The 13,376-nt window shown below is 65.3% G+C and carries 15 protein-coding genes; 13 read left to right on the forward strand and 2 right to left on the reverse strand.

What is annotated here, in order from left to right:
- From livM to PE058_RS12885, 6 genes are all read left to right on the forward strand, one after another.
- Window positions 1-1,350 (forward strand): high-affinity branched-chain amino acid ABC transporter permease LivM, encoded by a 1,350-nt coding sequence (gene livM / locus PE058_RS12860; protein WP_271028566.1) that lies wholly within the window; start codon window positions 1-3, stop codon window positions 1,348-1,350.
- A gap of 10 nt (window positions 1,351-1,360) precedes the next feature.
- A complete protein-coding gene (locus PE058_RS12865; protein ID WP_271028567.1) occupies window positions 1,361-2,269 on the forward strand; it encodes an ABC transporter ATP-binding protein in 909 nt (302 codons plus the stop codon).
- Window positions 2,266-2,988, forward strand: a complete 723-nt coding sequence (locus PE058_RS12870; RefSeq protein ID WP_020086535.1) for an ABC transporter ATP-binding protein — start codon at window positions 2,266-2,268, stop codon at window positions 2,986-2,988. The genes PE058_RS12865 and PE058_RS12870 overlap by 4 nt, the downstream gene beginning before the upstream one ends.
- On the forward strand, window positions 2,988-3,356 hold the full coding sequence (locus PE058_RS12875; protein WP_020086534.1) for a DUF6867 family protein: 369 nt from the start codon (window positions 2,988-2,990) through the stop codon (window positions 3,354-3,356). The genes PE058_RS12870 and PE058_RS12875 overlap by 1 nt, the downstream gene beginning before the upstream one ends.
- Window positions 3,357-3,604: 248 nt before the next feature.
- Entirely contained in the window at window positions 3,605-4,720 is a 1,116-nt protein-coding gene (locus PE058_RS12880) for a branched-chain amino acid ABC transporter substrate-binding protein (RefSeq protein WP_271028568.1), read from the forward strand.
- Window positions 4,721-4,769: 49 nt separating this feature from the next.
- Window positions 4,770-5,849 (forward strand): branched-chain amino acid ABC transporter substrate-binding protein, encoded by a 1,080-nt coding sequence (locus PE058_RS12885; RefSeq protein WP_198011196.1) that lies wholly within the window; start codon window positions 4,770-4,772, stop codon window positions 5,847-5,849.
- Window positions 5,850-5,907: 58 nt separating this feature from the next.
- Here PE058_RS12885 and PE058_RS12890 read toward each other — a convergent pair whose 3' ends face one another.
- Window positions 5,908-6,105 (reverse strand): hypothetical protein, encoded by a 198-nt coding sequence (locus PE058_RS12890; protein WP_156827411.1) that lies wholly within the window; start codon window positions 6,103-6,105, stop codon window positions 5,908-5,910.
- A gap of 618 nt (window positions 6,106-6,723) precedes the next feature.
- Between PE058_RS12890 and purB the strand changes: the two genes are divergently transcribed.
- From purB to PE058_RS12910, 4 genes are all read left to right on the forward strand, one after another.
- Window positions 6,724-8,031: an adenylosuccinate lyase gene (gene purB / locus PE058_RS12895; RefSeq protein ID WP_271028569.1), complete on the forward strand. Its 1,308-nt coding sequence runs from the start codon at window positions 6,724-6,726 to the stop codon at window positions 8,029-8,031.
- Between the two features lie 118 nt (window positions 8,032-8,149).
- Window positions 8,150-9,124 (forward strand): DMT family transporter, encoded by a 975-nt coding sequence (locus PE058_RS12900; protein ID WP_020086529.1) that lies wholly within the window; start codon window positions 8,150-8,152, stop codon window positions 9,122-9,124.
- A gap of 142 nt (window positions 9,125-9,266) precedes the next feature.
- Window positions 9,267-10,322, forward strand: coding sequence for a hypothetical protein (locus tag PE058_RS12905; protein ID WP_271028570.1), 1,056 nt, complete (start codon window positions 9,267-9,269; stop codon window positions 10,320-10,322).
- Between the two features lie 117 nt (window positions 10,323-10,439).
- Complete coding sequence (locus PE058_RS12910) at window positions 10,440-11,021, forward strand: RBBP9/YdeN family alpha/beta hydrolase (RefSeq protein ID WP_020086527.1); 582 nt, start codon at window positions 10,440-10,442, stop codon at window positions 11,019-11,021.
- Window positions 11,022-11,106: 85 nt separating this feature from the next.
- On the opposite strand, the gene PE058_RS12915 is transcribed toward PE058_RS12910, so the two are convergent.
- Window positions 11,107-11,433 (reverse strand): DUF1476 domain-containing protein, encoded by a 327-nt coding sequence (locus PE058_RS12915; protein ID WP_020086526.1) that lies wholly within the window; start codon window positions 11,431-11,433, stop codon window positions 11,107-11,109.
- A 362-nt stretch (window positions 11,434-11,795) separates the two neighbouring features.
- Here PE058_RS12915 and purC point away from each other — a divergent pair, with 362 nt between their 5' ends.
- The 3 genes from purC (at window position 11,796) to PE058_RS12930 (ending at window position 13,372) form a co-directional block, all read left to right on the forward strand.
- A complete protein-coding gene (purC, locus tag PE058_RS12920) occupies window positions 11,796-12,584 on the forward strand; it encodes a phosphoribosylaminoimidazolesuccinocarboxamide synthase (protein ID WP_026868114.1) in 789 nt (262 codons plus the stop codon).
- Between the two features lie 91 nt (window positions 12,585-12,675).
- A complete protein-coding gene (gene purS, locus PE058_RS12925; protein WP_020086524.1) occupies window positions 12,676-12,918 on the forward strand; it encodes a phosphoribosylformylglycinamidine synthase subunit PurS in 243 nt (80 codons plus the stop codon).
- Window position 12,919: 1 nt separating this feature from the next.
- A complete protein-coding gene (locus tag PE058_RS12930) occupies window positions 12,920-13,372 on the forward strand; it encodes a hypothetical protein (protein WP_271028571.1) in 453 nt (150 codons plus the stop codon).
- The last annotated feature ends 4 nt before the right edge of the window (window positions 13,373-13,376 follow it).

Here is a 13,376-nt window from a genome sequence, read left to right on the forward strand (position 1 = left end):
ATGGGCAAGGCGGGAGACGCGTTCAAGTCGGCGCTTCTCGCGGCCCTCGTTACGTTAGGGCTCGCATTTCCGATCGTCGCGCTGCGCACGGACACCAATCTCTCGAACCAGCTCGTTCTCACGGAGCGTTGGGGCCTCACGTTCATCCTGGCCGCCGTCGTCGGCGCGGGGGTATTTCTGCTCACCCTCGTCCGGCCCGTTCTGGCGGCTCGCGCAACCCCCAAGGTGTCGTCGCGCACGGCCGCCCCCCCTCACCCGTTCCGGCGCTACCTGCCGCGGATCGGCCTCGCGCTGCTCATCGCATTTCCGTTCATTGCCTCGGGCATTGCGGCGGCGGGCGGGCCCGGTGCGCTCAAGCTGCTCGACAACTACGGCATCCAGATCCTGACCTACGTGCTGCTCGGCTGGGGCCTCAACATCGTCGTTGGTCTCGCGGGCCTTCTCGATCTCGGCTACGTGGCGTTTTACGCGGTCGGCGCGTACTCGTCGGCGCTGCTGACCAAGACTTTCGGACTCTCGTTCTGGATGGCGCTGCCGCTAGCGGGCATCCTCGCCGCGTTCTGGGGCCTGCTGATCGGCTTTCCGGTGCTCCGGCTCAGGGGCGACTATCTCGCCATAGTCACCCTCGCCTTCGCCGAGATTGTGCGCCTCGTGCTGATCAACTGGGTGCCGGTGACGGGCGGGTACGCCGGCCTCTCCAGCATTCCGAAGCCGACGCTGTTCGGATATTCGCTAGGCTCGGAGCCCGGCGGCATTCCTTCACTCATCGGGCTGCCGCCATCTCCCGTCTACCGCCTCGCCTTCATGTACTATCTCCTGCTGGCGCTGGCTCTCTTCACCTACTGGGTGACGCAGAAGCTGCGCTCGCTTCCGGTCGGACGCGCCTGGGAGGCCATGCGCGAGGACGAGATCGCCTGCAGGTCGCTCGGCATCAACACGGTCACGACCAAGCTCTCCGCCTTCGCGACTGGCGCGTTTTTCGGCGGCCTCGCCGGCGCATTCTTCTCCGCACACCAGAGCTTCGTTAGCCCCAAGTCGTTCGAGTTCATGGAGAGCGCGGTGATCGTGGCGATCGTCGTTCTCGGCGGGCTCGGCAGCGCGGTCGGCGTCGCGATCGCTGCGGTGGTGATGATAGGCGGCACGGAGCTTCTGCGCGAGCTCGATGCGTTGAAAGCGGTGTTCGGCAACGATTTCGATCCCGCGCAGTACCGCATGCTGCTGTTCGGCCTCGCCATGGTGCTGCTGATGATCTGGCGGCCGAAGGGGCTCATCTCGACTCGCGAGCCAACAGTCCGGCTCAAGCCACAGCCTGCGCGTGGCGCACCGTCTTTCCCCTCGGCGGCAGAGTGAGGCAGACCTGATGCGCTGGCTTGCCCAACCCTTGCTCACGGTCGACCATCTGTCGATGAGGTTCGGCGGACTGGTGGCCGTGAACGATCTCTCCTTCACGGTGGGGCGCGGCGACATCACGGCCCTGATCGGTCCGAACGGCGCGGGCAAGACCACCGTCTTCAACTGCATCACGGGCTTCTACAAACCGACGAGCGGGCGCCTCGCTCTGGCCCACGGCGGCACCGTCGCGCCCAAAGCCGTGGATGCGCTGACGCGCTCGGACCAGCGGCGGACGCATGGGGCAACGCCCGAGCTGTTCCTGCTGGAGCGGATGCCCGACCACGCGATCGCATCGGAAGCGCGGGTAGCACGCACGTTCCAGAACATCCGCCTGTTCGCGGGCATGACGGTGCTCGAGAACCTCATCGTCGCCCAACACAAGACGCTGATGAAGGCCTCGGGCTTCAGCCTCGGCGGGTTGCTCGGTCTCTCCAAATATCGCGCGGCGGAGCGCAAGGCGTTCGAGCTTGCCAAAGCGTGGCTCGAGGTGGTCGGCCTCATCGACCGCGCGGACGATCCGGCGGGCGACCTGCCCTATGGCGCGCAACGCCGCCTCGAGATCGCGCGGGCCATGTGCACCAATCCGGTGCTTCTCTGCCTCGACGAGCCGGCTGCGGGCCTCAACAACAAGGAGAGCGCGGAGCTGACACGCCTTCTGCGCGGCATCCGCGAGCAGACCGGCGTCTCGATCCTTCTGATCGAGCACGACATGTCGGTCGTCATGGACATCTCCGATCATGTCGTCGTGATCGAGTACGGCGTGAAGATCGCCGACGACACGGCGGCCAGCGTGAAGAACGACCCCAAGGTGATCGCGGCCTATCTCGGCGTGGACGACGACGAGGTGGCACTCTCGACAGGAGGCGGACACCCATGAGCACGCCTCTCCTTTCTATCGAAGGCGTGTCCGCCTTCTACGGGAACATCCAGGCGCTCAAGGGCGTGTCGCTCGAGGTCAACCGCGGCGAAATCGTGACCTTGATCGGCGCCAACGGCGCAGGCAAATCCACGCTGATGATGACCGTGTTCGGCAACCCGCGGGCGCGCGAGGGGCGCATCCTGTTCGAGGACAAGCCGATCACCGATCTTTCGACGCACGCCATTGCGCGTCTTCGCATCGCTCAATCACCGGAGGGGCGGCGCATCTTCCAGCGCATGACGGTGCTCGAGAACCTGCAGATGGGGGCTGCCGTGGATGGCAGCGTCAATTTCGACGAGGATCTCGACCGCGTCACGCGCCTGTTTCCACGCCTCAAAGAGCGGCTCTCGCAGCGCGGAGGCACGCTGTCGGGCGGCGAGCAGCAGATGCTCGCCATCGCGCGCGCGCTGATGAGCCGGCCGAAACTCCTGATGCTTGACGAACCGTCGCTCGGTCTCGCGCCGCTCATCGTGAAGCAGATCTTCGCGACGCTCGCGGAGCTCAACGCGCAGGGCATGACGATCTTCCTCGTGGAGCAGAATGCCTTCCACGCCCTCAAGCTCGCGCATCGGGCCTACGTGATGGTCAACGGCGTGATCACCATGAGTGGACCGAGCCGCGACCTGCTTGCGCGCCCCGAGATCCGCCAAGCCTACCTCGAAGGCGGGAGGCATTGATGGAGACCGTGCTCACCGACATCGGCTACGCGCTGCCTCCGAGCAACGGCGTGCTCGCGTTCGTCCTTCTGACACTGCTGGTCGGCGGCGGGGCCGCGTGGAGAACCGGACAGGCCGTTGCGCAGGTGTGGGGCGCGATGTGGCCGGTGGCCGCCTACACCGCGCTCCTCGCAGCGGCCGTGCGCTTCCTGCACTACGCGCTTTTCGGGGGCACCCTGCTCTCGCTGCCAAGCTATCTCGTCGACTATTCGATCCTGCTCGTGGTCGCGCTCATCGCCCACCGGATGCGGCGGACGCGGCACATGACCGAGCAGTACCGATGGATGTTCGAACGCTCGGGCCCGTTCACTTGGCGGGATCGTACCTGAGGTATGCCGATCGGACGTGACTTCGCCGCCATTTCGAGTGAAAAACGTGGGCGGACGGTCCCGGGGGGCGGCGTCGTCGCGCGCGTTTCGCGGCTTCGGCCCGCGCGCTGCGTCTCTTTGAACGGGATCACCCTCAGGTCTTCGGAGAGACCGATGATTACGCTTCGGGGCGAAAAGTCCGGAACGATCATGGTCAGGTTGCTCATTCGTGCTCCGGTCGCCGGCGCACCTTTTGGAGGATGTCGCATATGCGCCTCGTGAAGCTCGCGGGAGCCCTTCTCGCCACCCTGGCACTCGCTTCCTGCGGGGGAGAGCAGAAGCTCAAGATCGGCGTCGCGGGGCCGTTCACCGGCAAGGACGCCGTGTTCGGCGCGCAGCTTCGCAACGGGGCCGAGCAGGCCGTCCAGGACATCAATGCGGCCGGCGGCCTCAACGGACAGCAGGTGGAGCTGGTGTTCGGCGACGACGCCGCGGACCCCAAGCAAGGCCGCTCTGTCGCCAACACCTTTGTCGGCGAAGGGGTGAGCTTCGTCGTCGGTCACTTCAATTCGGGCGTCTCGGAGCCCGCCTCTGACGTCTACGCCGAGAATGGCCTCCTGATGATCACGCCCGGCTCGACGAACCCCAAGATCACGGAGCGCGGCCTCGCCACCGTGTTCCGCACCTGCGGGCGCGACGACCAGCAGGGCAAGGTGGCGGGCGAGTACATCGCCCAGCACTTCAAGGACAAGAAGATCGCGATCACCCACGACAAGACCACCTACGGCAAGGGGCTCGCGGACGAGACGAAGAAGGTGATGAATGCGCTTGGCGTGACCGAGGTCCTCTACGAAGGCATCAACGCTGGCGAGCGCGACTTCAGCGCGCTGGTTTCGAAGATCAAGGCGTCGGGCGCCGACGTCGTCTACTGGGGCGGCGTGCACACGGAAGGCGGCAGCATCCTGCGCCAGATGCGCAGCGCGGGCGTCAACGCGGTCATGATGGGCGGCGACGGCATCGCGACCGACGAGTTCGCGGCGCTCGGCGGCCCGGGCACCGAAGGCACGCTGATGACGTTCGGCCCGGATCCGCAGAAGCGCCCGGAAGCGCAGGCCGTTATCGAGAAGTTCGCGGCGCGCAAGTTCAAGCCGGAGGCCTACACGCTCTACAGCTACGCAGCCGTTCAGGTGATCGCGGAAGCCGCCAAGGCCATCAACTCGGTGGATCCCGTGAAGGTCGCCGCAGAACTGCACACCGGCAAGACGTATAAAACCGTGATCGGCGACCTCTCCTTCGATGCGAAGGGCGACGTCACCCGTATCGACTACGTCATGTACACCTGGAAAGCTCAGCCTGACGGAACGATCACCTACGTCCAGAACTGACCGCGCGGGCGCCAGCCTAGGGCGCGCAGGGCTTTTGCTCGGCGCGGCCGTGTGGCTTGCCGCCGTGTTTCCGGTCGCGGCCTCGGCCGAGATCCGCATCGGACTCGCGGTGCCGCTCAGCGGCCGCATGGCCGGGACGGGGCTTGCCATGAAAGCCGCGCTCGAAGCGGCGGTGGCAGAGGCCAACGCGGCGGGCGGCGTGCTCGGCGAGCGCGTGGCGCTGCTGGTCGAGGATGACGGCTGCGCGGGCGCGAGCGCCGCGGGCGCCGCGAGCGTTCTCATTGCGCAAAAGCCTGCGCTTGTGATCGGCCATCCGTGCTCGGGCGCGGCAACGGCGGTGGCGGCGCTTTACGGACAGGCGGGCGTTCTCCTGATCACGGTCGGCGCGCGCCACCCCGATGTGACGCGCACGCACGGCCCGGTGCCGGTGCTGCGTCTCGCGGGGCGCGACGACCGGCAGGGCCAGGCTGCCGCAGCGTGGCTTCTGGCGCATGCACCGGCGCGGCGCGTCGGGATCATCCACGACCGGACGGGATATGCGCGTGGGATCGCGGACGGGGCCATGGCCGCGCTCAAGGCGTCCGGCGTGGAGCCGGTCGCCAATCTTCCGATCGTCGCGAGCAAGCGGGATTACGAGGAGACGGTCCGGCAGCTTCGCGACAGCGGCGCCGAGTCGGTGCTGTTCGCGGGCTACCCCGACGAGGCGGCCATTGTCGTCGCCGCAATCGGACGGCTGGGTCTCGCGATTCCCCTGATCGGCTCCGATGCGCTGGCCACGGAGGGTTTTGCGCGGATTGCAGAACGGGCGCCGGGCCGAGTCGAGGTTCTGTTGCCGAGAGAGCCTGCCCCGCGTGCGGGGACCAACTCGGCGTCGCGCGGCGCACGTACAAACGGTGGGGATACCGACACGGCGGCGGGGGCACGAGCCCGGGGTGCTTTCGAAGCGTGGACCGTAATTGCCGGCAAGACCGGCTCGACGGAGGGGGCGACGCTGGCCCCGGCGCTCAGGGGCGCACGGATCGATACGCCGTCGCTCGGCGAAATCGTCTTCGATGCGAACGGAGACCTGGATGCGGCCGCCTTTGCAGCCGCATCAGCACGATCCGGTCAGTGGATCGGAGAAAACTGAAGTATTGGCAGCCGCCGATACTGACGGGCGGCTGGCTTTCCGCGTGATCGAGAGGCGATCAGCGCCCCTGCGATTCCAGCCTGCATTCCGCTGCGAGGCGGCGTTCCATCAGCGCAAGCGCTTCGGGAACCTGCTGTCCGTGTGCACGGCAAGAGCGAATTCGCTCAAGAACGAGAGCATAAGATCGGCGCGGATCGTCGATTTCATCGAGTCGAAGATTGAGTTCCGCAATCTCCGCCTGCATTTGTTCAGTCATCACTTACCCCTGGCTTCGTCGCGTCATCGTCGGGATTTCGTGGGTTTTTTTAATTGTAGGCGCACGGCGAACGGCGTCTTTGACCTCTCTCAAATCCCTGCATTTCGTCCAACTCGATGACAGCGCTACAAGACTATCGAGAGTTGGAAGACTTTGCTCTGACAATTCGGCAACAGTTTCATCATCACGTCTACTTGCGTCCTCGGCGTCGGAGCCTGATCAACCATCGAATTATGGCTCGATCTGGGCTTGCGGCGCTCACGAATTGTTGCGTTGCAAAAATGTTACTTAGGCAGCGCACCACGGAGCAATTTATTGATGGAATTTATTTTTCCATTCTTTCCGATGCGTAAATGAAAAGAAATTGTCGCATTGCACATATTTCAACCGTGAACGGGCTGGCTGCGAGAATGGCGGATAATCAAGGCTATTCCGGCTCGCCGGGTTGTGGCGGCCACGACATAATGTCGCAATCGAGTATCCACATGCGCGGCCCTGCAGCCCCCAGTGCGCGCCGCGGCGTAATTGAAGCTTTGAGCGCCCTCTGGTACGGCGTGTAGCCATCTCAGGCTCGAAGCCTGCCCTTCCGCCGCCAGGCGCCCGACCAAAGAGATTTCGATGATTCCCCGCTACTCACGCCCCGAGATGGCGTCCATCTGGACGCCCGAGACACGCTTCCGGATCTGGTTCGAGATCGAGGCGCACGCGGCCCAAGCGATGGCGGAGATCGGCGTCATTCCCAAGGAGGCCGCACAGGTCATTTGGGACAAGGGGTCGAAGGCGACCTTCGATACCGCGCGCATCGACGAGATCGAGGCGGTGACCAAGCATGACGTCATCGCGTTTCTCACCCATCTCGCGGAGCACGTGGGGCCGGAAGCGCGCTTCGTGCACCAGGGCATGACGTCGTCGGACGTGCTCGACACCTGCCTCAACGTGCAGCTCGTGCGCGCGGCGGACATCCTGATCGCGGATGTCGACCGTCTGCTCGCCGCCCTCAAGGTGCGCGCTTACGAGCACAAGTCGACCGTCACCATCGGCCGCAGCCATGGCATCCACGCGGAGCCGACGACGTTCGGCGTCAAGCTGGCGTTCGCCTATGCTGAGTTCGCGCGCTGTCGCGAGCGGCTGGTTGCCGCGCGCCGTGAGGTCGCCACCTGCGCGATCTCGGGCGCCGTCGGCACCTTCGCCAACATCGATCCGTTCGTGGAAACCTATGTAGCGGAGAAGCTGGGGCTCGTTCCCGAGCCGGTCTCGACGCAGGTGATCCCGCGCGACCGGCACGCCATGTATTTCGCGACGCTCGGCGTCGTCGCGTCGTCGATCGAGCGGCTGGCGACGGAGGTCCGTCACCTCCAGCGCACCGAGGTTCTGGAAGCCGAGGAGTTCTTCTCGGCGGGCCAGAAGGGCTCGTCGGCCATGCCGCACAAGCGCAACCCCGTTCTCTCGGAGAACCTGACGGGGCTCGCGCGCATGGTGCGCGCCTACGCTCTCCCCGCCATGGAAAACGTGGCGCTCTGGCACGAGCGCGACATCTCGCATTCCTCGGTCGAGCGCATGATCGGTCCGGACGCGACGGTGACGCTCGATTTCGCGCTCGCTCGCCTCGCGGGCGTCATCGAAAAGCTCGTCGTCTATCCCGAGAACATGCAGAAAAACCTCGACAAGCTCGGCGGTCTTCACAATTCCCAGCGCGTGCTGCTCGCTCTCACGCAGGCGGGCGCCTCGCGCGAGGAAGCCTATGCGCTGGTGCAGCGCAACGCCATGAAGACGTGGGAGAAGGGCCTCGACTTCCTGACCGAGCTCAAGGCGGACAAGGACGTGACGGCGAAGCTCGCCGCCAAGGACCTCGATGCGATGTTCGACCTCGGCTATCACCTGAAGCAGGTCGATACCATCTTCAAACGGGTGTTCGGAGAGCCCTAGATCGTTCTGCGATCCGGCGGTGCCGGACCCGAGCGCTCCAGGTTTTTGATTGGTCGCATTCTCTTACGGCGAGCGGGTTTAGCCTCGTCGGAAAATGCTCTAGCCGGCTGCACCTCCCATGGGATCGTCCGTCAGTCGCGCCTTCGGCTACACGTGCGCCGCACTCGGCGCCGCGTTCTTCTCGACCAAGGCGATCTTCATCAAGCTCGCCTTCCAGGAGCAGGTCGACGCGTCGCTGATGCTCGCCTATCGCATGATCTTCGCTACCCCGGTGTTCGTGGCGATCGGCTTGTGGGCCTATGCGAAGCGCCGCGCGAAAGGTGATCCGCCGCCCGACCGCGCCAGCGTCGCCTGGGCCGTGCTGGTCGGCTTCCTCGGCTACTACATGGCCTCTGCCTTCGATTTCGCCGGGCTCCAGTACATCACCGCCGCGCTCGAGCGGCTGGTGCTGTTCACCTACCCTCTGTTCGTGATGCTCATCGGAGCGGCGTTCTATGGCCAGCCCCTCACACGCTTCGGCATTGCCGCCGCTGTCGTCACCTACATCGGGCTAGCCATCGTGTTCGCGGTAGATCTGCCCGCAGGCGGCCGCAACACGGCGATCGGCACCGCGCTCGTGCTCGGCGCGGCCATCTCGTTCGCCTGGCATCAGATCCTCGCCAAGCGCTGTATCGCGCCGCTTGGCAGCGCGCTGTTCACGAGCATCGCGCTCACGGCAGCGGGCGTCTTCTGCGTGCTTCACCACGTGGTCTTCGGCAGCGGGAGCTTTGCGGCGTCGCCACGCTTCCTGTGGCTTTCGTTCGGCTGCGCCATGGTGGCGACGGTGCTGCCTTCGTTCCTCGTCAACGCCGGGCTCGCGCGCGTCTCGCCCCAGGTCGTCTCCATGATCGCAACCGTGTCGCCGATCGTGACCATCGGGCTCGCCATCCAGATCCTCGGCGAGCCGTTCACACTCGCGGACGCCATCGGCTCGAGCCTCGTGCTCCTGGGCGTGGGGCTGTTCACCTGGGGGGACAGCCGCAGGAAGCCCGCCCCGGCGCCGCAGCCTGCCGCCCAGCCCGCGCCAGCCGCAGCGCAAGCGTCCGAGCCTTAACGCCGGGTCGTGGCTTACTGGCGCTCACCATGCATGTGCCGCGCGGAACATGCTTCGATGCCGAGCGCGATTAAATCTTGGATCGCTCTCATCAGCTCCGGCGTTCGCCAGCCCCATTCGGGTCTCACCAAAGCAACGATCAATGACGCTCACCATCACGCTTGCAGAAGGCTCCCTGTCGCGCCGCATCGCGGTCACGCTCGCCGCGCTTGCCGCGTATCGTCTGGGTGCCTGCATCCCGCTGCCGGGCCTCAACGTTCCCGCTTCGCTCCTCGAAGCCGGTGGTTCGGCGCCTCCGGTCGAGCGGATCTCTCTGATGGCGCTCGGCGTCATTCCTCTGCTGTCCGCGGTCATGCTGGCCGAAGTTGCGATGATGGCCTGGCCAAAACTCAGAGGATGGTCGCGTGTCCCCGCTAACGGCGCGCGCCTCTGGAGCTGGCTCATACTGTGCGCGCTCCTCATCGCCGCCTTTCAAGCGAACGGGATCGCCGTGGCGCTGGAGCAGATCACGTCAGGGCTCGTCGCAGAGCCCGGTCTCGCGTTCCGCGCCGGGGTGGTAGCCTCTCTCGTCGCGGCCACGGCCTTCTTGATCTGGCTAGCTTCCGTCATCACGCGCCATGGCATCGGGGTCGGCATGTGGATCCTGGTGGCCGCTCCTCACGCGCTGAGTTTCATGAAGATGCTGATGGCGCAAGCGCAGATGACCGGAGTGGCGGGCTCGCCCGCGGTGCTGCTTTCCGCAGGCTACATCGCGCTCACGATCTCCGTGCTGGCCGCGCTTACACGCTGCCGTCCTCAGCTTGCCGACACGGAGGAGGCGGCCTGGGCGCCTCTGCTCGGCTTCACGGTGGCGCACTGGGCGCTCATGGGTGCGCTTCTGATCCCGTGGCTTCTCTTTTCCGTGCCGCCCGACCTGCCGTCCAGCGACCTGGGCATCACGCTCCTGATGCTCGCCTCTCTCGCCTTCGTCGTGCTACTCAGGCGGCGCAGCCTCGCGCGTCCGGGCGAGCCGTTCGCGCCAGCCTCCGCCGTTCCGCTCGTACTCGCGCTCGGCGGCCTCTTTCTGATCGGGGTTGTGGTCCCGGAGATGGCAGCGCTGCGGCTGTTCCCAAGCCCGTCGACGGCGCTTATTCTGGCGGCCGTGGGGCTGATGATCGTCGAGGGCCTTGCGACACAGCGGACGGCGCCGGCTCCATAACGGGACTCGTAATTTCCGCCGTGCGTCCCCATCTGATGGCGCAGCATGGAGGGCGCGCTCCATGCAAACCCTCATCACAATCCCCTTAGACCGGCGCTTTCTCTCGGAGCGAAAACCATGCGCACGTCCGAAGTCGACATCCTGATCGTTCCCGGCTGGTCCAGCTCGGGACCCGACCACTGGCAGTCACGATGGGAGCGTACGCTCAAGACCGCGCGGCGCGTGGAGCAGGACAACTGGGTGACGCCCGACCGCGAGGCCTGGGTGGGCCGGATCATCGAGAGCACCGTGCAGAGCACGCGGCCTGTCGTGCTTGTCGCGCACAGCCTCGGCGTGGCTGCCGTCGCGCATCTTGCCGGGCGCATTCCGAAGGGGTTCCTGTCGGGTGCGTTCCTGGTGGCACCGGCCGACGTGGATACCGCGTCTGACTGGCCCGAGAGCGACGGCTTCCGGCTCGACGCAGCCGCGAGCGGGTTTGCGCCGCTGCCGCTCGATCCGCTGCCGTTCCCATCGGTGATGGTGGCGTCGTCGAACGATCCCTACTGCAGGATCGATCGGGCAACCGTGCTCGCGAATGCGTGGGGCTCGACGCTGGTGGAAGCGGGCGACCTCGGCCACATCAACGGCGAGTCCGGACACGGGCCGTGGCCGGAGGGCGTGCTGCGCTTCGGCTCGTTCCTCTCCTCCCTCTCGGAGTGAGGACGCGCGAGGCACACGAAAAAGGGCGGCGCTTCCCAACCGGGAGCGCCGCCCTTCCTCTTCAATCCGGGAGTGAGCTTGCGAGCTACTTGCTGGCAGACTCGATGTCCTTGACGGCCTTGGCGAGGAACTCGCCGAGTTGCTTGCGGATCTCCGCCTCGTCGATGGCGATACCCTTGTCGGCGAAGTCCTGCTTCACCTTGCGCAGCACATCCTCGTCGCCCTTCTCGGCGAGATCGGCCTTGCGCACCGCCTTCACGTACTCCTCGAGTGCGGGACCGGTGATGCCGAGCTTCTCTGCGGCCCACTCGGCCAGCATCTTGTTGCGCCTGCTCTCGGCCTTGAAGCGCAAGTCCTGGTCGTGGGCAAACTTCTTTTCGAACGCCTTCTCACGCTCATCGAACGTCGTCATGACCGTCTCCAACAGGTGCTGTTCCGAACCGGATAGTTCCGGGTTTGTTCTGGGTGAAAAATGTGTTGTATGGGCCGAACGGTTACCCTCTCACCCCGGAGCCGTAACCTGACGTGGCAGACAAATCAACGGCTTGTCCGCCGCATGGCCGGAAGGGCCTTCCGACCCCTCGTTTAGATTGTTTCTGCCCCCTGCTTCAGCTAGTGTCCAGAACATGATTTTTGTGCGTTCGGCCGCCCCCCAACCAAGACGAGAACTCCAAAAATCTCGCTGAAAGATCAAGGGGTCGGCTCCGCGGGACAGGCCGTCCTTCCTCAGAGACAAGATTGAACATGAGCGTGATCGTCAAGGGACCAGGATCGATGAACAAGCGGCGTCGTATCTACGAGGGAAAAGCTAAGGTTCTCTACGAAGGACCGGAGCCCGGCACTCTCATTCAGCACTTCAAAGACGACGCGACGGCTTTCAACGCGAAGAAGCATGCGCTCATCGAAGGCAAGGGCGTGCTCAACAATCGCATCTCCGAGTACATCTTCCAGCGGCTCGGCGAGATCGGCGTGCCGACGCACTTCCTCAAGCGTCTCAACATGCGCGAGCAGCTCATCCGCGAGGTCGAGATTATTCCGCTCGAGGTGGTGGTGCGCAACGTGGCCGCCGGCTCGCTCTCGACGCGTCTCGGGCTCGAGGAAGGCATGCAGCTGCCGCGCTCGATCATCGAGTTCTACTACAAGGCCGACAACCTGAACGACCCGATGGTCTCGGAAGAGCACATCACCGCGTTCGGCTGGGCGACGCCGCAGGAGATCGACGAGATCATGCAGCTCGCGCTGCGGGTGAACGACTTCCTCGTCGGCCTGTTCCTCGGCATCGGCATCCGCCTCGTCGACTTCAAGGTCGAGTTCGGCCGCCTGTGGGACAACGAGCAGATGCGCATCGTGCTGGCGGACGAGATCAGCCCCGATTGCTGCCGCCTGTGGGACATCACCTCCGGCGACAAGCTCGACAAGGATCGCTTCCGCCGCGACCTCGGTGGCGTGCTCGAAGCGTATCAGGAAGTTGCGCGCCGTCTCGGCGTGTTGACCGAGAACCGCCCGCCCAAGGGCGTGGGGCCGGTTCTGGTCGCCTCGAATCCGGCAGGAAAGCCGAACTGATCGATGAGGCAACAGGCAGCATGGCAGCAGGCAGCGATCCGCTTCATATCCTGCTGTCAGTTGCCTGCTGACCGCTGCCTATAGGACCTCAATGAAAGCCCGCATCAAAATCACCCTCAAATCCGGCGTGCTCGATCCGCAGGGCAAGGCCATCCAGCAGGCGCTCGGCGCGCTCGGCTTCGAGGGCGTCAACGACGTCCGTCAGGGCAAGTACATCGAAGTCGATGTCGCCGGCATGAGCGAGGAGAAGGCGCGCGCCGAGGTCGACCGCATGTGCCGCGACCTGCTCGCCAACACCGTCATCGAGAACTACAGCTACGAGCTCGCGCCCTGACATGCTGCGTGTCCGCAAGGCTCTTTGGCTCGGCGGCCTCGTTCTTCTTCATGTGAGCGGCGCGGCCGCGCAGGATACCCGCCCTCCGACGCTCGACTGCACCCTCGGCTTCGAGGGACTGCGCGCCATGGCCTACGCGCTACCCGGCGCCCAGCACGGGCAAGAGGGCGGCTTCGAGGCGGTGACGCTTTCGGCGCCCGATACGTGGAGCGTGCACATCGCCTTCTCCGCACCCGGACATCCCGCACATCCCGCCGCGACCTTGCGCACCTTCCGCAAGCAGGTTACGGGGGTCTGGACTGCGGACAGCAAAGGGTGCGGCTACGGCGACAGCAGCGCGTTCAGCGCTCTCATGGCAGACATGAAAGCTGGCGACACGCAGCTGACCAACGCGTCCCGGGCTGACGCCGAGCGCAGAAAGCAGGAGCAATCGCCTCTCGGGCCGGCGCCCTGAGGTC

The sequence above is a fragment of the Hyphomicrobium sp. DMF-1 genome, from assembly GCF_027886585.1.
Taxonomy (GTDB): Bacteria; Pseudomonadota; Alphaproteobacteria; order Rhizobiales; family Hyphomicrobiaceae; genus Hyphomicrobium_C; species Hyphomicrobium_C zavarzinii.

Bases quoted from the DNA above. Each gene is read 5' to 3' on its own strand.
- livM (WP_271028566.1), top strand. From the start codon at position 1: ATGGGCAAGGCGGGAGACGCGTTCAAGTCGGCGCTTCTCGCGGCCCTC.
- PE058_RS12865 (WP_271028567.1), top strand. From the start codon at position 1,361: ATGCGCTGGCTTGCCCAACCCTTGCTCACGGTCGACCATCTGTCGATG.
- PE058_RS12870 (WP_020086535.1), top strand. From the start codon at position 2,266: ATGAGCACGCCTCTCCTTTCTATCGAAGGCGTGTCCGCCTTCTACGGG.
- PE058_RS12875 (WP_020086534.1), top strand. From the start codon at position 2,988: ATGGAGACCGTGCTCACCGACATCGGCTACGCGCTGCCTCCGAGCAAC.
- PE058_RS12880 (WP_271028568.1), top strand. From the start codon at position 3,605: ATGCGCCTCGTGAAGCTCGCGGGAGCCCTTCTCGCCACCCTGGCACTC.
- PE058_RS12890 (WP_156827411.1), bottom strand. From the start codon at position 6,105: ATGACTGAACAAATGCAGGCGGAGATTGCGGAACTCAATCTTCGACTC.
- purB (WP_271028569.1), top strand. From the start codon at position 6,724: ATGATTCCCCGCTACTCACGCCCCGAGATGGCGTCCATCTGGACGCCC.
- PE058_RS12900 (WP_020086529.1), top strand. From the start codon at position 8,150: ATGGGATCGTCCGTCAGTCGCGCCTTCGGCTACACGTGCGCCGCACTC.
- PE058_RS12905 (WP_271028570.1), top strand. From the start codon at position 9,267: ATGACGCTCACCATCACGCTTGCAGAAGGCTCCCTGTCGCGCCGCATC.
- PE058_RS12910 (WP_020086527.1), top strand. From the start codon at position 10,440: ATGCGCACGTCCGAAGTCGACATCCTGATCGTTCCCGGCTGGTCCAGC.
- PE058_RS12915 (WP_020086526.1), bottom strand. From the start codon at position 11,433: ATGACGACGTTCGATGAGCGTGAGAAGGCGTTCGAAAAGAAGTTTGCC.
- purC (WP_026868114.1), top strand. From the start codon at position 11,796: ATGAACAAGCGGCGTCGTATCTACGAGGGAAAAGCTAAGGTTCTCTAC.
- purS (WP_020086524.1), top strand. From the start codon at position 12,676: ATGAAAGCCCGCATCAAAATCACCCTCAAATCCGGCGTGCTCGATCCG.
- PE058_RS12930 (WP_271028571.1), top strand. From the start codon at position 12,920: ATGCTGCGTGTCCGCAAGGCTCTTTGGCTCGGCGGCCTCGTTCTTCTT.